General features: G+C 36.2%; 17 protein-coding genes. 8 read left to right on the top strand and 9 right to left on the bottom strand.

All coding sequences use genetic code 11. The features are described from left to right. Nucleotides 1–83 precede the first annotated feature (83 nt). Complete coding sequence (locus tag EHQ47_RS13150; protein WP_135747538.1) at nucleotides 84–1130, bottom strand: DJ-1/PfpI family protein; 1047 nt, start codon at nucleotides 1128–1130, stop codon at nucleotides 84–86. 209 nt (nucleotides 1131–1339) lie between these two features. Here EHQ47_RS13150 and EHQ47_RS13145 point away from each other — a divergent pair, with 209 nt between their 5' ends. Continuing rightward, nucleotides 1340–2479: an AraC family transcriptional regulator gene (locus EHQ47_RS13145; RefSeq protein ID WP_135747515.1), complete on the top strand. Its 1140-nt coding sequence runs from the start codon at nucleotides 1340–1342 to the stop codon at nucleotides 2477–2479. 1 nt (nucleotide 2480) lies between these two features. On the opposite strand, the gene EHQ47_RS13140 is transcribed toward EHQ47_RS13145, so the two are convergent. From EHQ47_RS13140 to EHQ47_RS13120, 5 genes are all read right to left on the bottom strand, one after another. Continuing rightward, entirely contained in the window at nucleotides 2481–3644 is a 1164-nt protein-coding gene (locus EHQ47_RS13140; RefSeq protein WP_208727441.1) for a YheT family hydrolase, read from the bottom strand. A 9-nt stretch (nucleotides 3645–3653) separates the two neighbouring features. After that, nucleotides 3654–5345: a glycoside hydrolase family 2 protein gene (locus tag EHQ47_RS13135; RefSeq protein WP_135750052.1), complete on the bottom strand. Its 1692-nt coding sequence runs from the start codon at nucleotides 5343–5345 to the stop codon at nucleotides 3654–3656. After that, nucleotides 5342–6673, bottom strand: coding sequence for an MFS transporter (locus EHQ47_RS13130; RefSeq protein WP_135749558.1), 1332 nt, complete (start codon nucleotides 6671–6673; stop codon nucleotides 5342–5344). The genes EHQ47_RS13135 and EHQ47_RS13130 overlap by 4 nt, the downstream gene beginning before the upstream one ends. A 93-nt stretch (nucleotides 6674–6766) precedes the next feature. After that, nucleotides 6767–8290, bottom strand: coding sequence for a lipid A deacylase LpxR family protein (locus tag EHQ47_RS13125; RefSeq protein WP_135777324.1), 1524 nt, complete (start codon nucleotides 8288–8290; stop codon nucleotides 6767–6769). Nucleotides 8291–8481: 191 nt separating this feature from the next. Beyond that, on the bottom strand, nucleotides 8482–8799 hold the full coding sequence (locus EHQ47_RS13120) for a DUF3817 domain-containing protein (protein WP_135749560.1): 318 nt from the start codon (nucleotides 8797–8799) through the stop codon (nucleotides 8482–8484). 226 nt (nucleotides 8800–9025) lie between these two features. Between EHQ47_RS13120 and EHQ47_RS13115 the strand changes: the two genes are divergently transcribed. Continuing rightward, nucleotides 9026–11038: a neutral/alkaline non-lysosomal ceramidase N-terminal domain-containing protein gene (locus tag EHQ47_RS13115; RefSeq protein ID WP_135749561.1), complete on the top strand. Its 2013-nt coding sequence runs from the start codon at nucleotides 9026–9028 to the stop codon at nucleotides 11036–11038. Between the two features lie 36 nt (nucleotides 11039–11074). Further along, on the top strand, nucleotides 11075–13447 hold the full coding sequence (locus EHQ47_RS13110; protein ID WP_135749562.1) for a hypothetical protein: 2373 nt from the start codon (nucleotides 11075–11077) through the stop codon (nucleotides 13445–13447). On the opposite strand, the gene EHQ47_RS13105 is transcribed toward EHQ47_RS13110, so the two are convergent. Together EHQ47_RS13105 and EHQ47_RS13100 are read right to left on the bottom strand one after the other, a co-directional pair. Continuing rightward, entirely contained in the window at nucleotides 13351–14793 is a 1443-nt protein-coding gene (locus EHQ47_RS13105; protein ID WP_135777323.1) for a hypothetical protein, read from the bottom strand. The two genes, EHQ47_RS13110 and EHQ47_RS13105, sit on opposite strands and share 97 nt — an antisense overlap. Nucleotides 14794–14811: 18 nt before the next feature. Next, nucleotides 14812–16119 (bottom strand): beta-propeller fold lactonase family protein, encoded by a 1308-nt coding sequence (locus tag EHQ47_RS13100; protein WP_135777322.1) that lies wholly within the window; start codon nucleotides 16117–16119, stop codon nucleotides 14812–14814. A 269-nt stretch (nucleotides 16120–16388) separates the two neighbouring features. Here EHQ47_RS13100 and EHQ47_RS13095 point away from each other — a divergent pair, with 269 nt between their 5' ends. The 5 genes from EHQ47_RS13095 to EHQ47_RS13075 all read left to right on the top strand — a co-directional run bounded on the left by EHQ47_RS13095 (nucleotide 16389) and on the right by EHQ47_RS13075 (nucleotide 23663). Further along, on the top strand, nucleotides 16389–17192 hold the full coding sequence (locus EHQ47_RS13095; protein ID WP_135693992.1) for an SDR family NAD(P)-dependent oxidoreductase: 804 nt from the start codon (nucleotides 16389–16391) through the stop codon (nucleotides 17190–17192). Between the two features lie 15 nt (nucleotides 17193–17207). Beyond that, nucleotides 17208–17627, top strand: a complete 420-nt coding sequence (locus tag EHQ47_RS13090; RefSeq protein ID WP_135777321.1) for a hypothetical protein — start codon at nucleotides 17208–17210, stop codon at nucleotides 17625–17627. Nucleotides 17628–17694: 67 nt separating this feature from the next. Then, on the top strand, nucleotides 17695–20814 hold the full coding sequence (locus tag EHQ47_RS13085; RefSeq protein WP_135777320.1) for an HAD-IC family P-type ATPase: 3120 nt from the start codon (nucleotides 17695–17697) through the stop codon (nucleotides 20812–20814). 145 nt (nucleotides 20815–20959) lie between these two features. Continuing rightward, entirely contained in the window at nucleotides 20960–22201 is a 1242-nt protein-coding gene (locus EHQ47_RS13080; protein ID WP_135748164.1) for a response regulator, read from the top strand. A 4-nt stretch (nucleotides 22202–22205) separates the two neighbouring features. Next, the gene (locus EHQ47_RS13075; RefSeq protein ID WP_135777319.1) at nucleotides 22206–23663 is read left to right on the top strand and encodes a PAS domain-containing sensor histidine kinase; all 1458 of its coding nucleotides are present in this window, start codon (nucleotides 22206–22208) and stop codon (nucleotides 23661–23663) included. On the opposite strand, the gene EHQ47_RS13070 is transcribed toward EHQ47_RS13075, so the two are convergent. Next, the gene (locus EHQ47_RS13070; protein WP_135777318.1) at nucleotides 23653–24768 is read right to left on the bottom strand and encodes a hypothetical protein; all 1116 of its coding nucleotides are present in this window, start codon (nucleotides 24766–24768) and stop codon (nucleotides 23653–23655) included. The two genes, EHQ47_RS13075 and EHQ47_RS13070, sit on opposite strands and share 11 nt — an antisense overlap. Between the last annotated feature and the right edge of the window lie 22 nt (nucleotides 24769–24790).

Raw genomic sequence — 24790 nt, 5'->3', positions numbered from 1 at the left:
AGATGCTAGCCTAAAACTCTATTGAAGGAAATTTTGATTTTAGTTTTCTCTGTTTCACTTCTCGCACGGGACATAATGGAAAACTACTGCTTGGGATACTCCAATTGTTTTGTGACAAACCGCAATGTTTTTCTCCCATATCTATATTCAATCTCTAACAATGTATTTTTCAAGTGGTCGATCGGTTTGATTTCGTTTGTAATTTTTTTACTAAGTTGCATTTGCTTTTGATCTTCATCGTTAGTTTCAGAAACGAACTGGATTCCTGATTTTGTTAAGATCGGCTGATTGGTACTTGTCACAACCAAGGCTTTGGACTTGTAAGTGCGAGAATACGCATCAGCAACAAGAGCAACCGAAATTTCATCGGTCCCTTGGTAGATAGGAATCCCGATGGTTTCGTGACTCCAAACAAATGTTAGGTTTTTTGCCGCAGTTGCATATTCATCCCATCCAAAATGAAAAACATCGCTGTTGTGGGAAGAGTCCCAATGGGAAACTCCTAATTCAGTCGCAATGTCTTTTGCTTTTTTGAATCCTGCAATTGATTCGACAATCGCTAATGCAATGGGAAGAGAAGCTGTCACACCTGCTGTGGTAATGATATCTTGGTCTTGTAGATATCTTTTATTTTTTGTCCATATCGTATCTTTGAATGATTTTGATAGATCAGGTAAAGAATACCAATGTCCTGTCGCTTGTTTATCTTTTAATAAACCAGCATGGGCCAATGTCCAAACGCCATCACAAATTCCAACGATGGTTGCACCTTGTTTATTCTGATTTTGGATCCAATGGATAATTGTTTTATTGTTAGAATTGTGTATGGCTGGAACAATTACTAGATCAGCACCTTCGGGATACAAAGTATCAAAATCGGCTATAGAAGTAGTAATTTCAATTGAAAGTGTTGGGAACATATCCATACGTCCTTTGTTAGGTGCAATGGCAAAAACATCTGCTATTTCTGCCCGTTTGAACACCCCATAGGGAATGATAAAGTCCGTCAGTTCTGTATATTGATTTTCGCCAATGATGGCAATGACTGGTTTTTGATGAGTTTTTTTTACCTGAATCTTCTCTAAGTAACTTTTTGTTGGTGTTTGCCCAAATAAATGAGATGATCCCATTCCAAATGGTAAACTCATCAAGATGAAGATACACAGGAATAAAATTTTGGTTAGGAGGTGATTTGTTGAGGGAATGTTTTTTGTTTTCATTCCTTAAGTATTACATCTCTTGATTTTTTAGTCGTCCATCCGGATACAGACGGACTAAAAAAGAAGAAACATTCTTTAAAAAAATAGACAGAAAGAAAATTTGTATTCTTCATAGAGATATGAATCTGATTCCATTTGCAGGTGCCATCATCTCCTGCTTGCTTGCAATCTCACACTGGATTGAATCAAAAGAAAAAAGTTTGGATACAAAAAAAAATCAGTTTTTAAAAGATCATCATCACCCAATATTAATTCAATCCGAGAATCGTTTTCTTTATCGGTATGCACCTTCGTTTCTTTTTTTTTCGCTTACCATTTTACAATTTCATATTTATGGAGAATTCGCAAATCAGGTTCGTATATTTTCAGTTCTTTTTGGAATTCATATTCCTTGCCTTCTACTCATCGGACCTCTTAGTTATATTTTTTTTGAAGATATGAGTGGTGGTGGCTTTAAAAAAATCCGATGGTACCATTTTTTACCCAGTCTTTTTAGTTTCATTTATCTATTTGTAGTTGGGTCCAAACTCTCTTTATGGTCACATATGGATTCACCGGTTCATGATCCTACTTACGTCGATCATACTTCAATTGTTGTGCTTCTGGGTTTAGGAGTTTTATCAATCTTTGGATATACACTTACCATAATGATCCGAATATTTCGTTGGAAGTTTGATTTAAATGGTACAATCGATTCATCTTTTTTGCCTTTTCTTTATTTTATGGGTTATTCCATGTTAGTTGTTACTTTATTTGTCATTGCGCAGCTTTTTTTTATGGAGATATTTTTTATCGCATGTGCTGGACTTACTTTTCTTTTGGCCTATGTTTTATTATTAAAAATAAACCATAAAGAGTTTATTCCTAATTTTAAGAGAGAAACTCGATTGGCTCGTTATCAAGAAAGCCGCATCAAAGGAGTTGATACCGCTTTGGTTCTGCAACAACTGGAAGAGCTGATGAGTTCTGAAAAGTTATATTTAAATGAAGACCTTAGTTTGGCAGTTTTAGCAAAACGGTTGGGGATTCATACCCACCAACTTTCCGAAATTTTAAACTCGAAACTTGGTTGTACTTTTCGTAATTTCGTAAACGGGTATCGTTTGCAGGAATCAGCAAGACTTCTATTAGAGGAACCGCAGATGACAATCTTGAGTGTGATCTATGCTTCGGGGTTTAATTCAAAGTCTTCCTTTCATAAACTCTTTCAAAATGAATTTGGTCTATCGCCACAAAAATATCGATCAAAACTCAGCTAACTTAAGTTCGTTTCTTTTTCTTTGTTGTTTTTTGTTTTGAGGTGTCTGCGTTTAGAACTGCTGCAAAGTATTCACCAATGACCATATCCGACCAAGAATTTGCTTTAAGTCCTTGGAAATATGCAATATGACTACCACGTTTGGTATGTAAATGAATTGTATTGGGAAGAGTTTCTAACCAATGTAAGTTTTCCAATACGTTTTGATTCACACAAATGGGATCGTCTGCCGAGTTTAGGACAAGCAATGGAGTTTTTATGTTTTTTGCAACTAACACTGGATTGGAATGGTAATAGTATTTTTCCTTATTTTTGAATCCTGAAACAGTGTGCAACCTGTCTTGAAACTCACCGATGGTTTTGATTTTTAATAATTCATCAATTCCTTTAAGTTTTGATAAACTTTCATAATGTGTTTTCAGAAAATAGTTAATCAATCGTTGTCCCATTATTTTGCTATATACAGGATGAACTCGATGAAATGCTTTTTCTATATCATAGGCTGGAGAGACCGCAACAGCAGCTTTAAATTGGCTTTTTGCACCCGCTTCGCCTAAATAACGAGCGAGTAAACCAGACCCAGCTGAAATTCCAACACCAAATATTTGTTTGTCTGGATATTTTTTTTGGATATGGCATAGTTGTTCTTTTAGGTCGGAGGTGGATCCCATTGTATTAATCTTTGGTGTTTTGAGAGGTAGGTTCCCATGGCCTCTGCGAATGCAGACTACTACAATCCAATTGTAACGTTCCCGTAAGTATTTGACAGTGGATTTTACATCTTGTTCATCTCCGCTTATCGTATGGAAAACTACGATGATCGGATTTGTATCATTTTTCGTTTTATTAGTTAACCCTGACCAAGCAAGACCGGTGATTCCCCCGTCTTTCATTTTTAATTGTTCCAATCGATCATAATCAAACTTTTTTGGACGATATTCTCGAAACATCAGAAGAAGTAACATTAAGTGTTGATTAAAACACCAGATTGTCGGGTAATACTTATTTGTTAGGTGAGGAGATTGGTCAATTACGCGAAGCAAAAAATCGGATTCACTAAATCTGAGAACAGGTGTTTCCACCACTTCCCAAAAATAGTAGAATAAAAATACAATTAAACTAAAAAAGAAAAAAGTTAACAGAGGATGACTGATCAAAAAATTCACTGAAATGTCCTATTTGTATACAAGTTTTGCATTTAAGTTTTTCATAAATTCAATATCAAACTTAATTACTTTTCTATCGTATGTAACGATTCCGTTTATTTCTTCTTCGACATCGCTCACTTGGGTATAAATTGATGCACTTAATCCTTGGTCGATCAGAGGGATTAGTTCGGATTCAATTAACTTTTTATATTCTAATTCCAAACTTTGTTTATCAGGTAAGATTTTATATCCGAAAAGTTTATTTTCATCGAATACATGGCCTTCTGTTTTTAATGAGTATCCACCAAATTCACTAAGCACAATGACTCTTTTTTCTTTTTTAGGAACTTTTAACTTTTGGTAATATAAGTGTAAACTTTTTAAGTCACTACTTTCTTGGCCTTGGTCATACCAACCGCTGACACTGTCGATAGTTCTTGTATCATCTAGTTTTTTTAATTTCTCAGTGAGTTGTATGCTATCAAATTGTCCCCAACCTTCATTGAACAAAACCCAAACAGATAAACTGACTGTATTTTTTAATAAATGTACAGTTTGGTCAATTTCGGATATGAATTCTTTTCTTCCTGCTTCATCGGTTCTATTTAAAAATTTGTACTTTGTGTCTTTGGTTTTCCAGCCAATAAAAGGTAGGTAAGCAACTTTCCAGGTTTCATACGCACCACCGCCACAAACAAAATCCTGCCAAACAAGAACTCCCAATCGGTCACAATGGTAATACCAACGTAATGGCTCAATTTTAATATGTTTTCTTAACATATTAAAACCCATTTCTTTCATCAGTTTGATTTCTTTTTCCATTGCTTCATCGTTAGGCGGTGTCAAAAGTCCTTCAGACCAATACCCCTGGTCTAAAAGTCCATTATGGAAATATGGTTTATTGTTTAAAAATAATCTTTTGAACTTACCATCAAAGCCGATTGAAAATTTTCTCATTCCAAAATATGATTTTACTGTATCAGTAGATGATTTAATTAAAACTTCATAAAGTTTTGGATTTTCTGGTGACCAAAGTTCCATATTGGGAATTTCTATATTGGCAGTTTTTAGTGGCGATTCCCCAATGACCTGGTTCCCATCAATAATTTGAATTTTCACATCATTGTTATCTGTTGTTACAATGATTTCGACAGTCTTTGTATCAATATTTGGTGTGATCTTAATGTCTTTTATGTAATCTTTGGAGACACTTTCCAGCCAAACGGTTTGCCAAATCCCTGATTGAGGTGTATACCAGATTCCTCCGCGTTTTAGTTTTTGTTTTCCACGTGATTGTGGTCCAAAGTCTGTTGGATCTTTGACCATGAGTTGGATTTCGTTTTTACCAATTTGAATCCAATTGCTAATATCAAATTGGAATGGTAAAAATCCACCTTTATGTGAACCTACTTCTTTTCCATTAATAAAACAAATACATGAATAATCGACAGCACCAAAGTGAAGTAATGTGATATCTTGGACAAAGTCAGAAGGAATCTCGAATTCTTTTTTATATACTAGCTCTTCATTAGGTTGCAGAATAAAACTTCCGATACCACTTGCGATTGACTCAGGAGAAAAGGGGACATTGATTTTATAATCGATTTGAGATTTATAGTCAGATTTTATATGCGTTAGATCCCATTCACCATTTAAATTAATATAACTATCTCGTTCAAGTTGCGGGCGAGGGTATTCTGTATGAGAAATTTTTTTCATTTTGAAAGGTTACCTTTAAAAAGTAAAGAGAGCGGAATGAAGATTAACAAACAAAAAATAGCACCAACTAAAAAGATTTCTGGAGCAGGCACATGAGCTGTGGCACCATTGACAGGATCAATGTAAGTAAGATTAGTTCTCTCGTTGATTGTTTGTCCAATCATTGGACCAATATACATTGGAATTAAGACAAAGAATATCATTCGAATCCCTTGCAACTTCCCTGTATTTTCCTGAGGTGTGTAATCTCGAATCTGTGCTCCCAAAAGAGCCAAAACCTGAACAAATCCTGTGATTAAAATGAGACTTGTTGTTCCAGTTAACCACATAACTTCTGTTTTTAAGTTCAGATCAATGGTTTTTGACATTGTGTATAAAGAAAGCATTCCAAAAATATAAAGAATCGAAAAGTATATCAGTAATTTGTTTTTATTTTTTCCATCGAATTGTTTTCCAAGTAAAACTGTGATGATACTAGCTCCAAGAATCACTCCTGCAAGAACGATAGAATATTGGATGGCATCAAATTTTAAATACTCTTGCATATAAATGATAAGATAAGGCATATAAACTTGACTTGCAATTCCGTAGATTCCCATTGCTAAAAAATATAAATACAAACTTTGATTCTGTTTGATTACATCCAATTTAAATCCGTAAGCGAGGTCAGATAAAAAATTTGTGTTTTGTTTTTTGAGATCTGGGTTGTCTTTGATTAACCAAATTCCAATCAGTCCGGAAACCGACATCATGGTTCCTACCGCAACAAAGAGTCCGGGATATCCAAGTGCATTTACAATGATTCCAAAACCACCAGCCACAATCAACATTGCAAGCAGTGGCATTGCTGATAGAACACCTTCCGCAAGACTTCTCGCATTTTCCGTGTTATCGGTAACGTAGGCATTAAAGGCAGCGTCGTTGGCAGTAGAACCAAATGCTGTCATGATACAATCTAAAGTAATCACAATTGCAATGGTAAGACTTATGATTTGGTTTGTGTCTGATAGATGAAACCATTCGGCAGTATTTTCTTTTGAGATGAATGCAAAGGAAAGTGTAAGTAAACCCCAAAGAAGATAACCAAAAGAGATAAAATTCTTTCGATTCCCTGCTTTATCGGTTAAGATTCCTGCGATTAAGGTTGTGAAGGTAGCAACAATTCCACTCAGTTGGACCATCAAAGTCACGGAAGCCGTATTTTTTGCGATGGTGTTATATATAAAAAGATTAAAGTACATATTCTCAACAGACCAAGCGATCTGTCCGACGAGACCGAACAGAATGAGTACAAACCAGAGCCGTCCACCTAAATTGTGATTGTTCATGATCGCATAGTGTCAACGAAAGCCACCTGTATTGGCGACCAAAATTTTGACACTAGTTCAAATTTCTTTGATAGTGATTCTAATTACAAAAGATTAGAATACTTTTCCTAATTGAAATCCCAGCCATTGGTGCTGTTGGGGCAACCCTTTTCCAGATTGGAAATCGATTGTTTGGTAGTTGTAATGAATTCCAAATAAAAAACCAGCATTGGATACGGAAACAAATCCAGCACGAACAAAACCAACAGCACGTTTTAAATCAGCTACATAGGTTTTATCATCTCTATACTCAATTTCTTCACGTAACAGTTGTAATAAGACTTCTCTTTGTTTTGGATCCAAAATGAATTGAGATAAAATTTCATAGGAATACAGCCTAACGATGGGTGGTAGTTTCCCTCCGTCCGGTCTAAAGATGGAATAAATTGCCAGAGCACGAGCGTTATCTGGTATTTGGTCCCATTGGTCTGAAAGATTTTTTAATAAAAATAATCTCATCCCTCTTTCTATATCTTCTGCACCGTTAAAAATATTATTAAAAATTAGATAGTTGAGTCCAATATCATAGGGGTTGGTTGTCCCTTTTACTAAAAATTCGTTAAACAAAATATATCTTTGTAACGAGTTTCTACCATTATCTTCTGCAAGGGCTCTGTACAGAATTTCTCTTTCGCCCGTTTCTGCCGTTGGATTATTTAAATAGTTATCCCAATTGCTAAACGCTGATTGTCTATTTTGTGCTTTGTAAGTTTTGTCTGTTCCCATTTGACCTTGGATGGTCGCATTATAAAATTGAAATGTTCCTCCGGGATTAATATAAAAATACCAATATCCTTTCCCATCTTCATGGAGAATGGGAGGACCAGGTTGTAAGGCCGAACTACCAGGGCCAGGTGTTTTATCAACATTTCCAAATCGAAAGATAAGTCCAAATGATGCATCTGTTTGGATATTCCCAAGATTCAAATTGTATTGTGTGCCAAAAAAACGATGATGAAATTTTCTTACATCAGTTCGTAATGCACCTGAATATGAGTTTGGAATTTGTGTATCCCAACCTTGCGGTGTTGGCGAACCAATTAAGTTATGAAAATTCATTTGGGCTGACTTGCCACCTACAGATGGTCCTATCATTCCCACTTCTAGTTCTGTTGTGATACTTGTGTCTTCTGTTGCAGTTGTTAAAGAATTACTAAAGTAGGCCCGGCTTGAATAAGGCCTGTCTCCATAGGATACATCCGCCTTTGTGATATTAGTTGGTGTATAAAACTCTTGTCCTAATGCAAATCCTTGCAGATGTTTTGTGGTTTGAGATGGGGTAATAAATAAATCATTCCAGTATCCTAATATTCTTCTGGTAGGATTGGATTCTCCCGCAGTCATATGAAATTCTAATCGAGATCCATTGGTATAATAACGGTCAGAAAATGCTCCAAAGGCATCATTTTCCATGATGAGTCGAATTTGGTACTGATCTTTTGGCTCTATAACAGGTTTTTCAATTTCGGGAAGGACTTCCTTTTTGGTAGGGTTTTGCTTTTTTGCCACCTTGGTTGTTTGGGCATTCAAACTAATGTTAAAAATAACCAAAAGGAAAAGGAGGCGGAAGGCTTTCATGATCCTATAGAAAAAACCCTAGAGGAATTCGCAAGGAACTCTCTAGGGTTTTGGTGATTGTCTAGAAGTTTAATTGACTGTCAAAGTCCCCATTTGTTGTGTAAAACGAAAGTGGCTCAACACAAATTTACAAGTTGATCTATTTCCACCAATCAGTGCTTAGAAAAAAATAAATATTTTCCTGATCCTTTTTATTTTGATTCTTTCGAATCATCTTTCAAATATAAATAACGTTCAGCTACAAAAGTTCCAAATGGAAGAACGGAGGCAAGGGCAGCTAAAAAAGTTTTTTTCAGTTTCCAACCTAATTCCACTTTGACTTGGAACAGTTCCACCAAATACAGAAGGAATAATAATCCGTGGACAAGACCCACGATCTTATTCGGTTCTGGTTTTTGATACAGATACTTGAGGGGCATGGTCACAAAGAGAATCGTGAGAAATGAAAGGCCTTCCAAAAAAGCCAAAATGCGAAATCTTCCTAATTTTGTTTGGAGTAAAGTATACAAAAGTAAATCCTTTAAAGTTCGGTATTTTCCAGGTTCTCGAATTTCTTTGGATACGTCCTTACTTTCTTCAGTGACTTACCTTTCCGTTTTGATTTCCTTTTGCCTTTTTTTTAATCAAAATGGTGAGTTTTTTGAGAAATGACTCCTTCCTGTATGATCTGAATTTAGAATTAGTCGACAATTGTTCGGGATTGACATTTCAGGCTAAACAATTACAATCTGAAAGATGCAGTTTCGAATTTCACTTATTGTTCTCTTTTGTTTCACACTTTCTCTCCATTCTGAAGAGAAACCTGTCTATTCAGCCGCGATGGCAAAAAAAGACATCACGGGACCGTCTGTTGGTGTTATGTTTTGGGGTTATGCTAGAGAAGACCAAACTGGACTTGGGATTCATACAAGGCAGTATGCGCGTTCCCTAGTCATTCGAGACCAAAGTTCCAAAAAACTATTGGCTTATGTGACTGCTGAGGTAGGAGGAATTCCTTTTGAAATTCAAAGAGATGTTGTCAAAAGGCTTCAACTGGAACTAGATCCTTCGTTTAACTATGGGAATGTGTTAATCAATGCATCACATACACATAGTGGTCCAGCGGGACATTTTCACTATTCTGAAGTTTCTTTTTATTCAAAAGAATTTTATTCAGAATCTTATGCGGTTCTTAGAGATGGAATTTTTGAATCAATTAAAGAGGCTTATCAAAAATTAAAACCTGCAGAATTGATCGTCGGCAAAGCTATGGTGAAGGAAGCGGGTGTTAACCGGAGTCTTTCTGCATATCTAGCCAACCCAGAATTGGAAAGAAAAACTTTCTCAGATAATATTGATCGAGAAATGCTCCAACTAACAGTATCTATATCGGGAGTTCCAATTGGATTCGTAAATTGGTATGGTGTACATCCAACCAACATTACTTTTGACAATCGTCTTATTTCTTCAGATAACAAAGGGATTGCATCTTTATTGGCAGAGTCAGAAGCCAAAAAACAGGGTATAAACGATTTTGTTGCGATTTTTGCTCAAGCAAACGAAGGTGATGTTTCACCCAATCTTAATTTAGATAACACCGGTCCAGGAAAGGACATGTATGACAGTAGTTTTATCATAGGGAAAAGACAATTTTTAGCAAGCCAAGAGATTTTAAAATCAGAAGGCAAACGATTGTCAGGTGGCATTTCATTCACGCAACGGTTTATTGATATGAGCAAACATCCTGTTAGTAGCGAATTTTCTGGGACTGGTAAAACAGAAATCACATGTCCTTCTGCCTATGGATATTCATTTGCTGCTGGTTCTACTGAAGAAGGAGGAGGGCATTGGTTGTTCCACGAAGGTATGACAAACCAAAATCGTCGATTCTACATTGATTGGATTGCAAGGTTCATGTTGCAGTCACCTTCTCAAGAGTTGAGAGAATGCCAAAATCCGAAAGCTGTTCTGTTCCCTATGGGGGAGACAAAACCCATTCCGAGTCTTCCGCAAATTTTGCCTTATGGACTTGCAACTATTGGAAATTTATCGATTTTGGTGTTACCACATGAAGTCACAACAATGTCGAGTCGAAGATTAAAAAAAGAAGTGCAGTCTGTACTAAAAGAAGGGGCTTCCGAAATTGTATTGTCTGGATTAACAAATGATTTTTCGGGATACATCACAACACCGGAAGAATATTCTACACAAAACTATGAAGGTGGTCATACCTTACATGGACCACAAAGTTTAAATGCTCTAAGACAAGAGTTTCATAAAATGTCATTGGAATTGAAAACTGGTACGCAAGCACCTGCTACGACGCTTATGCCTTTGGATTTGTCTGATCGAGTTCATCCTTTAAAAATTCCTTCTGCTGATGTGGTTTCAAATAAACCTCAAAATATCATCCAACCAAACGCAGAGACGTATCAAAAAGGAGATGCGGTCTCTTGTCGAGTGGCCTCTGCACATCCCAATGTTGGATATCCAAAAATTTCTTCCTATTTGTGGGTTGAGGCTCTTGATGGTGTTACTTGGAAGCCGATTCGTTCCGACGCAGACTTTGATACAAAATTTATTTATCAAAAAAAGGGCCTTTGGGGTAAAAATGAAGAAAGTTTAGAATTACTTTGGGAAACTGGTGCTGAAACCAAATCTGGTGAATACCGCTTAGTTCACGAAGGTATGTATCTCAGTGCAGATGGAAAAAGAAATCATTACCGTATAGAGTGTCCAAACTTTCGAATAGGAGAAAGAGGAATATAAGATTGCCAAACTAATCAGATCCATTATTTTTTTGTAATGGATCGACTTTCCTATCGCCGAGTTGTATGGGCCAAATCTTTGGCTTATGGACTCGGCATTTTCATATTACTATCACTTCCGATAAAATTTTGGTATTTGTTTTCTGGAGAAACTTTGAGTGGATGGGATACTCCAGGCCACATAGTTTTAGCTAAAGAATTTGCGAAACAAATTCAGTCTGGTTCTGCCACTGGTTGGTCTGATGTTTGGTTCGGTGGATTTCCTATCTTTTATTTTTATCCTCCATTCTATTATTTTCTAGTTTATCAAATTCATTTTATCTTTTCTGTCAGTATCGAATCCGCTTTTTCAGTATCAATATTTCTAACAATTATAAGTTTATTCTATTCCATTTATTTGTTTGGAAAACATTTTTTATGGTCTCTTTATCCAAGATACATCCGTGTTCTATTGGGATTTTCTGCTGTTTTGTTTTACTTTAGTTATGCGGGAGAGGGGTTACAAGGAACAAGTTTGGTAGGTATTGTTGAAGGGACAGTGATTTCTAGTTTTTCTCATTCATTGATTCTTTTTGGCATAGTGTCATTAGATAACTACCGAAAAAGTTTAAAGTCTATTGATTTGGTTCTTTTCTCAGGATTAACGTCTATTATTTTTTATTCGCATTTACTCAGTTCCATTTTTTACTGTTTGATTTTGGTATTATATTTTTTTGAGTATCGGCTTTTTGTCTTAAAGAATCTCCGAAACCTATTTTTGTCATCAGTTCTTATTCTTTTTCTCATCATTCCTGTCGGTTATAGCTATTTTCATTATTCAGAGTATACAAGTGGTGTATTTTATGGCTACGCGTATCCTCCGTTACTTTCTATTTTGGGTAAGGATGTTTATGATGTAGCATTGTTAGCATCAACAAATGGCGAAAATTTAACATTGGCATATGGAATTGAATTGTTTCGGTCGGGTAGATGGTTATCTTTCGTCGCATTATTTCTATTCTTGTTCAATTTTAGAAAATTTCATAATTCGCCGAGAAGTAAACTGATCACAACCATAACACTCGTCTTCTTTTGGTTGTCACTAGATTATTCTTTAGGTTACATCCTCCCGAATTTTAAAATCCATAATTACCGCGCCTTCGATTGTTTCTTTATTGCCTTTTCGATCCTGTTTCCGTTTGGCATTCGTTCTATTTCTGGGGGAAAAACAGGAAAACTTCCTTTATTCCCTTTGGTTTATTTTGTAGTCATCGTTCAGTTTGTTTTGTTTTTGAACTTTGATCCGACAAAATATCAGAAATACTCTTCCCCACTTTGGAGTGAGGCAAGGACTACAGAAGAACTGGAGTTATATGGTAGATTGGCAGAAAGATTGAAGTCCCTACCCAAAGAGGCATTGGTCCAACCGGAAATTGTTAAATCGAAGTTAATGTTTGGGACTCCTCATTTTTGGTTACCACTTTTATACAATGCTGGCCTTCGAAACAATCTTGGTTTGACAGTTGAGTCTTCTTATTATTCCACTCTAGTGTTTCATTGGCAGGAATTTGGTTTTGGGCATTGTTTTCGTTGGGGAACTGATGTGGATTGGAGAGATTCTCTTATATCTCTCCGACAGGAAGGGAAAGACTCTGGATATTATTTAGATTTTTTACTCCGTTCTGGAGTGACGCATTTAGTTGGGTTTACACCGGAATACCATAATTATTTGGAATGGCATAGGGATCGTATACAAACCGTTGCCGTGGAATCACCATTTACGATTGTAAAAATTCTACCAAACTCGGTTCAAAAACAAATGAAACCTATTGGCCTCATTCATTCTGATCTCTTTAATTCAAACTCTGATTACGGATATAGAGACTTTCTGAAAACAAGCAACTTTTTACAAATGCATCTAAACAATGCAGGTTACAGAACAAAAATCATTAGGATCAATCGAAAACAACTAGAACAAATAGATTCTCTTGCACCTTATTTTTCTGCGGTGGTTGTGATGAGTAAGGAAAAAGGGTTTGGTGAAAATTCTTTTATGGAAAGTTTAAGTAACAAGGTCCCATCGGTTCTGATACAAGAATCAGAACTATTACCTCCAAAAGATGACAAGACTATTAAGACTCTGAATCTTTTTTTGAATCAGATTCGAAGTAGGATAGAGACTAATAGTACCCAATCCGAATCACATTCCTTTTTTAAAGGGCGAGTATTAAATAGCGTTGATATCTTGTTAGATGATACTGGAAGAGAATTTATCTTAAGAAATGATATTAAGAATGCTGAGACTCCCGTTTTGCCTTCTACGGGAGGAGTTATTTACTTAATTGGTATGGTACTGTCTTTTTTACTTGTGTTTGTTGGAATTATCTTAACGAAGATATCATATTTTTCATTTTCAAAAACTAATCGATAATCTGTTGATAATTTTTTGAATTCGGAACTAGAGAAACTATAATAATGTTTATTGATCACAACGGTGTTATAGTTCATAACCTTGGGAATGTGTTGGAAACCTTGGACATCCCCTTCGAAAAAAGCTTTTTGTGTAAAGTATTGGTCTTGGTTGTAAGACCAGGCATACAAAGGGTTGAGTCCAAATAAAAATCTATATTCGGGAATTCTGAAAGTAAAGTACGGATAGTCTGCCCAAGATAGGAAAATTTTCTCCCCTTTTGGGATATTGAACCGAATCCATTCAGTTACAATATAGCCATATTTAGTTTCTGAAGATCGAAATTGCTGCCCCATCTTTTCGTAAGCAATTGGAAATTGGATTACAAATAGTGCAAGCCCTATGAGGATTTGGAATTTATTTGAAATTCTTATATTCAAAAAAACGAATATAAAGAACATGAGCCAACTCATTTCAAAAACCCTCATGGAAGATCCCGCAAAAATCAGACTAAGGATTCCGATAAATAAAAATACTAAACTTTTTGGTTGGAATGCGTTATTTATTTTTTCTCTAAAGACCAATAATAGTAAAGGTAACATAGGTAAAAAACCTAAAATGAGGATCTCTCTCGTTGGAGGTAACCATTCCGCAATTGCTTCCACTCCTGGTGGTGGAAAGGATTGGACGACAAGTTCAATGAAATATCCTTTGAATTGAAAGGGAAATGAAGGGTGGATAACCAAACCAGAAACCATTCCCAAAACAGAGGTTAAAAATATTTTCCTTTGTTCTTTGTTATTCTCTAAGGAGATGATAAATAGTCCGGTAAAGAATAAAAAAGGAAATCCGCTATAAGACCAAACCGACAAAAAAGAAAGAAAAAAAATCCACTTAATGTATTTTACATTCCAGATTCTTAATATTATAAAATAAAGAGTAAAAAATAATAAATTCCCTCTCCCGAACAACATTCTACCCGTGAACAATACCGAACCTAGAATAAAAAAAATAACAATAAGGTAGGGGGATAGGTTCGGCGATTCTGATTTAAGGAATTTCGTAATTTGGCATAATAAGTTCCCAATTGAAACTAAGATAAAGAGTTTGATTGCAATCGTTTCTTCGATTGGTAAAAGGAGAAACGGAATTTGTGTTAGATGGAATAGGAAATGATAATCTGTAAATTCTTTGGACTGGATGCCAATTTCTGGCCAAGGAAGTCTGGAAACAAATCCTTCCTTTAAATAGAGTTTGGCGATTGCAAAATGATAAAATATATCAGCATCGGGAACACCTGCAAATGCAAATAGAAGGATTCCGTATAAGGTGATTCCTAAAAGAATTGCATAACGAAATGTTGGCACTGAAAAAATATATGGTTATTAGTGATAGTATCTTTGAATAGACTTAAGATCTCTCGGTGTAAAGTCCCCTGACATATTGCTGAACGTAATTGGAGAATTAACTCCTTTCGTCAGGGTTCCATCTTGTGAGAATTTGAAGTATTCCAACTGGAATTTATTTGTGGTTCCACCAGTATCAGAAACTAAATAAATAAATTTCCCACTTTTATCCCATACTATATGTTTGGGAGCGTTTCCTACACTTAGCTTTTGTTCAGTTGGAGTAAGATTTCCTGTATATCCGTCAACAGCTAGGATACGCAGATAATTTGTTCCTCCGGCACCATAAAGCACGGCTGCAAATTTTCCATTTGGATCAAGAGTTAGACTTGTTGAAAAATTATCAACTGATGCAGCAGCTGAATAGGAAGAATCTGGCGAAAATGGCGAGCTTGGCAATACTTGCATATTCCCGCCACTATCATACCGGAATCCATAAATGGGAAAAGTGGGGTTCACTGAAGTCATGTATAAAAATCTAGATGGCTCGACCAAACATATGTTATTGTTTTGTGTAGGATTGTCTGCCGGATCAAAAGGTGCTCCTCCTACATGGAAAGTAGTATCAGTACCAGTCTTCTTGTGGACGTTGATTCCGAGTTGGGCACCGACCGTGGTCGCAATAAAAATAATTCCGTCCGTATCACTTGTTCTTATTGAGACTGGCGAACACCCAACTCCGAATGGATAACTGCCTGCATTATTCATACTTATTGAACCTGTAATATTGTCTCTGTAGGAACGATTGACCGTGTTTGGGTCCACCCCTGCATTGATATGATACATCGTTGTTCCGGTGGAATCAAATGTTATCATGTTGGGACTACCCAAACCTGTTTGGTCTTGAAGAAGAGAAAGAGAACGATCCGTGCCATATCTATGTACGACAAGATGGTTGCTTGAGGTTCCCGTAAAGGTGACTATATCTCTTGAACTTGGAGGTACCGCAATCCTTACTGGGTCGCAACCAGGAAAGGCTGCCGTATTGGCTGCCCTGATATCACTGTCATACTCATTTGTTAATCCAAGCTCGGGATCGACTCGATAGATTCTAAAACCTGCTTCATATGGTACAACGTTCTTCGTTAGTAAAAGTACGAGGCCATCAGGTAGTGCTTTTTCTAATAAAAAATACCTAACAAACTCAGCAAAAACTGAACGTTTCGCAAACTCTTCAGAAAGCGGATCCCCCGGATTATTTAAATCAGCCATCTTACATTGGAAGGCAAATGCAGATAAAACCGTGATGAAAAAGAAACGTGAAATGAACTGAGAACGAACTGTCATAAGATCCTTCTATTGGAGACCCGAGTTGGAAAATGGACTACTTGACTTGAATGCAATTTATTGACTGCTTTCTTTAGAAGTACACATAACTTTTCCTCTGTCAATTCAATTTGCTAGAGCCCGTTCTAGTTGTACGGACACGATAATGGACATATGTTCAGAAATATTTCTTCCGTTCGAAATCCCTAGGGCCTTGAAAAACAAGTTGTGGCAAATCCGTATCCAATGGAAATTTTAGGAAAAAAGAACAGGGATACAAGAGGGAGTGTATGAGCGAATTTTACCGAGATGAATGGGTTTGGATTACGGGAGCTTCTTCTGGAATTGGAAAAGAATTAGTTTCCCAAGCCTACCAACAGAAAGCAAAGGTCCTCCTTGCTTCTCGTAAAACGAAGGACCTAGAAGCTTTGGCAAAAGAACTTCATTTAGAAAAAGGTCGTTATGCTGTGGAAAAATTAGATTTAGAAGATTATAAATCTACCGCAGGTTTTGCCAAACGTTGTTTGCAAAAGTACGGGATACCAAAAGTAGTCATTCATAATGGTGGGATCAGTCAAAGGTCTTTAACGAAAGAAACAAATTTAATTACTTTAGAAAAGATTATGAAGACCAATTTTTATGGGGCCGCGGAAATGACTCGCGCAATGATCCCGGAAATATTGGGGAAAAAAGATGTTCATTTTGCCGTGATTTCAAGTGTTGCTGGGAAAATTGGTAGTCCACTTCGATCTGCTTATTCTGCCTCCAAATTCGCATTAGTTGGTTTTTTCCATTCTTTACGATCGGAGGAAGAGAAGTCGGGAATTTTTGTGACTATGGTATACCCTGGTTTTATCCAAACCAATATTTCAAAGAATGCACTCAAAGGTGACGGATCTTCGACAGGCACAATGGACTCAGTGATTGCAGCTGGTTTACCTGTTCAGTTATGTGCACATAGGATTTTACATGCAGTTGCAAATAAACAGCGTGAAGTTGTGATTGCAGGCATTAAGGAAAAATTTGGACTGTTTTTACAAACAGTATATCCGTCATTATTTTTTAAAATGATTCAAAATGCAAAAGTAAGGTAATAGGAGTAAATACATTTGAAACGAATATTTTATTCAGTAGGAATGATTCTATTTCTAACATTGGGGGTATTTGCTGACACTCTCATGCTCGATTATAAAACAAAAACAAAATCCAATGAAAAAGAACGAACCTATTTATTAGATTTATTACGAGCAAATCTATCCAATGAATTCAAACAAGAGTTTGTTTTTGTTGTAGAACATTTTAAAATTTCTGGTGATTATGCTTGGTTCCGTGGGACGGCCAAACGGAAAGATGGTAAAGAAATTTCCTTATCGGAAGATATTCCTTATGATTGTTGTCATGTAGAAGCACTATTCAAAAAAGTAAATGGGAAGTGGCAGATTTCTGAATCAGGCGCATTTAGTACGGATGTTTGGTGGGATGGGATTCAGTCTCGTTATCCAAAGGCAAACAAGGAAATTTTCCAGTAACCTGATAATTTATCAGAAGATTTGATATTGTGATAGAATCTCCGTTTAGGGTATATTTGATTGGAGTATGCTTCTCGAATATCTAAATGTTAATTCGATTCACATTCTTCCCAAGGCAAAAAGTTGGGATGATATAAGCCAAGAGTTATTAAAGAAAGTCGAAAACGATCCAATAAAGGAAGATTTACAAAATCGATTGGGGACTATGCCGGACAGTCTGTTCGGTAGTCTCGGCCCTCATATTCTCATTCCTCATTTTCGCTCCATCCATATTAAAACACCTGAAGTTTTTTTGTTTTTAATCCCGAAGGGAATTCATTTAGGCGAGCGTATAGTGCATTTGGTTTTGTTTCAGATGATTCCGGAGACACAACCTTCGCTTCACCTAAGATTGTTACATGGCCTTTCTTCACTTTTGCCACAGATTTTTGATGAACTATTAAATTGTGATACAGAGTCCAAGATTTTATCGGTGGTGCAACGAGGCGAATCCGAGATGAAGCCTAGTTACAAAAACCTAAATCAATCACAAATTGAATTTGAGCTACAAACAAATTTGCAAAATGGTCTTAGCCATTCAGAAGCGAAAATTCGATTAAAAACATTTGGAAAAAATGCAATAGAAAACGAAAAATCAGCACCTATCATTTGGAAGTTTTTTAAAAGTTTTTTTAGTTTATTTGCGATTCTACTTTGGGTGGCGACTGCTCTTTGTTTTGTGCCTGGTGTGGACATGCCTGAATTGGGTGTCGCTATTTTTATAGTTGTTGTCATTAATGGAATTTTTTCATTTTTTCAGGAATCAAAATCGGATCATGCAGTAGAAGCCTTACGCAAGTTATTGGCCCAAGAATGTCCTGTGGTACGAGAAGGGGAGACCACAACAGTTCCGGCAGATGAAATTGTTCCTGGTGATTTGATTGTTCTATCCGAAGGAGACATTGTTCCTGCAGATTGTCGTATCATCGAATCAGAAGATGTAGAAGTTGATAATTCATCTTTAACAGGTGAATCTACTTCTGCAAGGCGTTATAAATCAGATAGCGAAATTGTTTTGGAAGGAAAGTTTCTTTGGTTGGAAATGCCAAATATTCTTTTTGCTGGTAGTTCCTTGATTAAAGGGAAATCAAAAGCAATTGTTTTTGGTACAGGACAATCAACGGAGATCGGTCAAATTGCAGGCATCACATCAAAAATCAAAAGAGAAGAGAGCCCTTTACAAAAACAACTGAAACAAACAGTAATCTCTATTTCGCTTTTTGCCTTTGTCATAGGAATCTTATTTCTCTTTTTAGGATATATGGTCGCTGGACTAAGTTTTGTTCAGGCCTTTATTTTTTTTATAGGAATTTTTGTTGCCAATGTTCCAGAAGGTTTACTTCCGACAGTCACACTTTCTCTTGCATTAGGTGTTTCTAGGATGGCCAAAAAAAATGCCATTCTAAAAGACCTATCTAGTGTAGAAACCTTGGGTTGTACAACTGTGATTTGTTCCGATAAAACAGGAACCTTAACCCAAAACCAAATGCGAGTGATCGAAGTTTATTTTGATTCAAAATCATACACACCGCAAGAATTAGAGACAAAAGAAGGGAACCAAATATTTCTAAGTTGTGGTTATCATTGCAATAATGCAGTTTTAGATCCTAAGCCTATGGGTGATCCAACAGAGCTTGCATTATTATATTTATCGCAAGGTCGAATCACAAATGTAAATGGAAAAAGAATTCATACAAATGCCTTTGAGTCTGTAAGAAAAAGAATGAGTGTTGTGATTCAGGGAGACAACTTTACGACGGCGTATGCAAAAGGAGGCCCGGTTGAAATTTTATCTGTTTGCACTCACGTTTATGAAAATGGTTCCGTGGTTCCTTTGGATGAGGAAAAGAGGTTAAAATTAAAGAATGCTTCTGATCTTTCTGCAGGGAAAGGTTATCGAGTTCTTTCGTTCGCCTATAAATTGTTAGAAGGTTATCCTTCTCCAGAAATTTTGAGTTCAGTTGAATCCTCTATGGTGTATTTGGGACATTGTTGTCTTGCAGATCCAATTCGTCCCAAAGTGCCTGATGCAATTTCTAAATGTCATACTGCTGGAATTCGGATTCTGATGATAACAGGTGACCATCCCTTAACTGCTGAATCTGTGGGTAAATCCATCGGGATTGGAGGGGAGTCACCCGTTGTCATCACAGGTGCGCAATTAGATAAAATGAGTGACGTGGCATTAAAAGAATGGATCCGCAAAGGAGAGCCTATATTTGCTCGAGTTTCGCCATCACAGAAATTAAGAATTGTTACAATGTTGCAAGAGTTAGGTGAAATTGTGGCTGTCACTGGAGATGGAGTAAACGATGGTCCGGCTTTGAAAAAAGCTGACATTGGGATTGCGATGGGAAAAAGAGGAACCGAAGTTGCGAAAGAAGCTGCAAGAATGATTATTGTTGATGACGATTTTGCAACGATAGCCGATGCCATTGAAGAAGGAAGAGGAGTGTTTGATAACATCCGAAAATTTTCAGCGTACGTTTTGAACTCAAATCCTCAAGAGCTCATTCCATTTTTACTGTGGGCATTGATTCCTGGATTCCCACTCCTTATGACTGTGATGGGTGTCCTTGCAGTTGATGTGGGAACCGATTTGATTCCAGCAATGGGGCTTGGGGCAGAACCGCCAGAAAAAGGAATTATGTACCGGCCACCTAGGAATCGAAATGAAAAGTTGATTTCGATTCGATTTATCCTTAGGTCTTATTTCGTAGAAGGAATGATTTTGTTTTTATCATGTTTTGCAACGTATTTCTATTTTGTTTATACAGAGTGTAATGGCATTCTACCTCTTTCTCCTGTAGGTTTGAATATGGCTAATGCAAGTCCTTCATACCTTCAATCTTTAACTGCATTCTTTTTTCCAACGATCACAGTCCAGATTGCCAATGTTCTTTGTAAACGATCCAGAACGGAATCCATATTTCAGATGGATCTCTTTTCTAATCGAATCATTTGGGTTGGAATTTTATTTTCCTTCTTTTTATGTGGGATATTCTTTTATACAGATCTAAGTTCTGTTTATTATTTTGCACCAATTCCTTTGCATGTATATCTTTTTGCATTCCATGGAACTGTTGTTATGATTATTTATAATGAAACAGTGAAATATTTTCGCAGAAAAAGACTTAGATTGAATTAGAATTGTTCTAGAATATAAGCAAAAGAAATTTATTGAAATTTTATTTTATCCCGGATAGTCCGTTCCATTCGTATCTGTTGACCATGGAATCACTAAAATAAACATGATTTGTAAGATGGTTACTACAAAAGTTTGGGATATTTAGGTGTACGAAAAAAGAATTCTATTGGCTGAAGATGAATTGGTGTCGGCAACCTATTTAAAGGACAGTTTGTCCGCATTGGGCTACAAGGTAACTCTTGCCACTGACGGAAAACAAGCCTTAGGATTCTATTTAGAAAATCCATTTCCTGTCGTGATCACTGATTATGAAATGCCTGGATTGAATGGTGCTGAGTTAATTCAGGAATTAAAATCAGAAGAAATTGAACCTGTTATATTTATGTTCACTTCTCATAGTAATCCTAAGTTGATTGTCAACGTCATGAAATTGGGAATTTTTGATTATCTCGTCAAACCTTTGGAAGAGCACGAACTTTCCATAAAGTTAAAGAGGGCATTTGAATTTTATGAAATGAAACGAACGGAAACAATTTCAAAGAGAGAACGTCAACTTCGTTTGGAAGGTCATTTAGAATGGATCCAGTGGAAAGAAAAAATGGCTGGAGGCGAATTCAATCGACTCAATCAAAATTTATTTGAAAGTTTGAAAAACAGTTTTTGTCAAGGTGCAGGATTTGGTGCTTTGGTTACGCTTCTGAAATTAGTTTCCGATACAACGGTGAAAGAGGGCGATCATTATAAAATAGAATCAGACTTAATGGAGTTAATTCAAATTAATACGGGTATGGCAGAGAAGGCCCTAAAGATGTTTGCTGATATCGATTTAATGGTATCTAGTCCTATGCAGTTTGAAGAAATTACTTGTGCTGAACTTTATGAACAATTGATTTTATGGGTTGAAGAATTAAAACCGATATTGGCTTTAAAAAACCAGCAGGTTTTGATGGGAGATCTCAAGCCGACCCTCTCAAAATATAAAATTTCTTATAACAAAGTTTCTCTACAAAATTCTTTTAAAGAAATTATTACGAATGCGTGTAAGTTTTCGCGGGCAGATACCAACATAACAATTGTAACGAACGTTGAATACAATTGGTTTAAATGTATAATTTATAACCAACCTATACCTAATGCTGATGGAACGTATGGAGTTCCGCTACAATTTGAAAATTTAATTTTTGAACCATTCTATCGTTTATCCAAAAATGTTTTTGATGTATATGGTACTTTGGATTTTGGATTAGGACTTAGTTATGTGGATTCATGTTTTAAGAAACATGAAGGAAAATTGTCTGTCCATAATATCATAGACCATTCTGAATGGAGTGATAGTCCTGTTACAAAAGTGGCATTTCAGTTTTCGTTGCCCGTGTTAAAAAACTAAGTTTATGTTTCAAACAAATTACGATGATTTACTTTCGAACATACCAGATTTAATTTGCGAATTAGATTCATCCGAAAAAATTCGGTATGCCAATTCGTTTCATAAACATCGGTTAGGTTATGAAGCACATGAGATATTGGGTCGTTCTGTAGAGGATTTTTTTCACCCAGAAGATCGGATTGAATTGCTCACCAAAATGTCTTATTTGCAAACCCCTGGATCGGAAACCAAGGGGATTTGGAGAATTGCACATAAAAATGGACATTTTTTGACCTTTGAATGTAGAGGAAAACTCCAACAAGATTCGGATGGGAACAAACGGATCTTAGTTGTGGCAAGAGACATTACAGAAGAACTTGGAGTTGAGTTCAAACTACACACCAAATCTACTAACCAAAACCAAACCGTAACTGATTTACGTTTCAAACCACTTGATTTACATTACCAAAGTTTTTTTGAATTGAAGATGTCTCAGTTTGAGTTTTCTCAATTAAAATTTGCTTTTGATGAACATGCTATAATTACAATTACCGATCGAAACGGAAATATCACCTATGCAAATGATCGATTTTGCGAAATTTCTATGTATTCAAGAGAAGAGTTATTAGGAAATAACCACCGTTTGTTGAATTCAGGATTCCATTCGTCCGAATTTTTTGAACGAATGTATCATATGATTCAAAATGGATATGTCTGGAAGGGAGAGATTCGAAATCGAACAAAAACAGGTTCTATTTATTGGGTCAGTACAACCATTGTTCCTTTGCGATCCATTGATGGTAGTATCAATCGATTTGTTGCATTACATACTTTAATTACAAGAACCATTGAATCTGAAGAAAGGGTGACTCAATTGTTGCAGGAGAAAGAGTTACTTTTGCAAGAAGTTCACCATCGAATCAAAAACAATCTTTTTTCTGTTTTTAGTCTCTTAAAAATGCAGTCTAACTTTTCTCAAGATTCTCATCTAAAAGAACAGTTTGATGAAGCAGCCGGTCGATTGCGAAGTATGATGGCATTGTATGATCGGTTGTATCGATCGCAGAATCCAAATGAAATTGATCTAAAAGAATACATACCAAATTTAGTGGGTCAAATTTTATCAACATATCCGAAGATGATTCGTTTTGATTTTATTTCAGACGAACCTATCATTGTCAAACCGGACATAGCTAATAATTTAGGTATCATCTTAAACGAATTAATTTGTAATTCTGTTAAACATTCCTTTCGGATGGAAGAAGTTGGAAAAATTGTTATCCAAATTCAGAAAAAAGATTTTAAAATCCATTTTCTTTATCGTGATGATGGTGAAGCATTACCGGATAATTATTCATTAGAAAATTCGGAATCTGGGTTTGGAATCAAACTTATGAATTTGCTGGTTCAACAATTGAAAGGAAAAGTAATTGTGAAACCAGGACAAAGTGTTCAGTTTGATTTATCTTTTCCTATTCGTTAGTTTTTTTCTTTAACAAGTGTTTCCACTTTTTATGATAAAAATAAAAAATCATGACGAAGGTAGGGACAATAAACCAAAGAAGGAATATGCTACTCGCAGGTAACACAGATAGTTCCTCAAAACTTATAATTTGTTGAAAGTTCTCAATGGTCCAACGTGTCGTGTGTTTGAAAGGTCCTTGTCCTTTAATAACGGATAATGAAATTTCGTTTTTTACAGTAAATCTTTCGCCAACTGGAATTATAAATCGATTCACCTGAACGGATGGAGTGATGAGACCTGTGACTGGATCTATCGAATTACAATAGTTGGATTCACACTGAATGCAGTATCCTGTTTTTCCCTTTAACTCCGAGTTCCCAGCAATGTAAGCATTTGCTGTAAATCCTGGTAACTTACTATGCTCATTCCCAATATAGATACATGTCGTAAAAAGATCATCATCTGTTACAAACTTAAGTTCCAAGGTATGCGATCCTGCATGACCATTTCCATCTGAAACATCAATTGGAAATTCTTTTGGAATTGTAAACCTTGCACTTCCAAGTAGAGGGAATGTATCTACACAACGAGTTTCCGTTAAATTGTAGTAACAATTATTCAGTGAGGCATTGTTTGATTGGTTTTGAAAACTATACATTTCCATATGGCTTGAATCTGTGGGGATAGGCATTAAAAAACAAAATAAACTAGATTTTTTATCTTTAGGAAATAAATGATTTCCAACTTCGAAAGTCGTTGGGAATTCAATACCCACATAAGACCTTGGATCCAAGAAAATTGGTAATCCATTTTCATTATTTTTCACACTGACACAACTGGCATTTTGTTCGGAAGGAGAACATGTTCTTTCTTCTCCTTCTATGTATTGAATAAAAAGTCCTCCATAAGTTGGACAAAGTGTTTCTGTTGACTCTGGTGGTAGAATTGTCAGTTGGACGGAGGTGGGGACTGTCACAGCTACTGGGTTTGTGGGCTCATCAGGAAGGCTCTGTGTAGTGTTTGTGGTCCCAAGCAAAGGAAAAAGCCAAAGTAGGGAATCCGTTTTTCTCTGAGAACAAGTTGTGAAAATGAAAATGAAAAGGATGAGCCAGAATGCTTTCATCTACAATCAGACGAAATGGAAA

The sequence above is a fragment of the Leptospira bourretii genome, assembly GCF_004770145.1.
Lineage (GTDB): Bacteria > Spirochaetota > Leptospiria > Leptospirales > Leptospiraceae > Leptospira_A > Leptospira_A bourretii.
Note: the sequence above shows the minus strand (reverse complement) of the source record. Positions and strands in the feature narration are given on the sequence as shown.